This window comes from Bacillus sp. GbtcB10, from assembly GCF_019091365.1.
Classification (GTDB): Bacteria; Bacillota; Bacilli; order Bacillales; family Bacillaceae; genus Bacillus; species Bacillus altitudinis.
Map to the genome: position 1 here is coordinate 1 of NZ_JAGXJP010000047.1, position 332 is coordinate 332.

1 protein-coding gene is annotated in these 332 nt (G+C 34.9%); it reads left to right on the forward strand.

Annotated features, from left to right (window positions below; genetic code table 11):
- Window positions 1–151 precede the first annotated feature (151 nt).
- The gene (locus KVT11_RS21320) at window positions 152–280 is read left to right on the forward strand and encodes a hypothetical protein (protein WP_302693860.1); all 129 of its coding nucleotides are present in this window, start codon (window positions 152–154) and stop codon (window positions 278–280) included.
- Window positions 281–332: the final 52 nt, after the last annotated feature.

The following is a 332-nucleotide window of genomic DNA, read 5'->3' on the forward strand; positions in this document are numbered from 1 at the left end:
GTTTTAGTCCATTCCAACGCTTTTCTTACAGTAAATGCATTGGAGATTTAGAAGGTATTAAACAAGTCTTACTAGAATTTGAATTATCAGGATTAAGTTTCTATGGCCAGTTATGTAAAAACATACTAATGAGTAAAGGGGAAGTACTACAATGAAAAAGAAACTAATTGCACTAGTAATGTGTGTAGGAGCATTAGGGTTCGGATTATTCGGAAACGTTGATAAAACGGATCAGACAAGCCCAGTTACATATATGATGACGGATCCGGGTGGCAGCTAATAAAATAATTTAATACAAATATCAACAAAGGAAAGTCGTTACTTCGGTAGCG